Source organism: Cupriavidus sp. 05N38 (assembly GCF_056397345.1).
Window position 1 is genome coordinate 1 of record NZ_JBFTNF010000195.1, and the last position, 349, is coordinate 349.

Sequence of the window (349 nt, forward strand, 5' to 3'; positions counted from 1 at the left end):
CTGACGCCCGCCAGCAGCAACCGTTATTACCTGATGCTGTGGCTGCCCAACACCAGCATGCCCTATGTCCATCCTGGCGACGCCATCAACCTGCGTTATGAAGCGTTCCCCTTCGAGAAATATGGCCAGTTTCCGGGCCGCATCCTGTCCATTTCCAACGTGCCGGCTTCCTATCAGGAAATGGGCAAGTACAACACGCTTCCGCGCACCGACGGCGTCATCGAACCCTATTACAAGGTAATCGTGTCGCTTGAAGAGAGCCGCTTCAGCTATCAGGGCAAGCCCCTGGCGCTCTCCAGCGGCATGAAAGCGCAGGCCACGCTGTTTCTGGAAAAACGGCCTCTCTGGC

The 349-nt window shown here is 57.9% G+C and carries 1 protein-coding gene; it reads left to right on the forward strand.

All coding sequences use genetic code 11. From position 1 onward, the window contains the following. On the forward strand, positions 1–349 hold a 349-nt coding region (locus AC1DK4_RS40890; RefSeq protein ID WP_477132288.1), incomplete at both ends, for a beta-barrel domain-containing protein.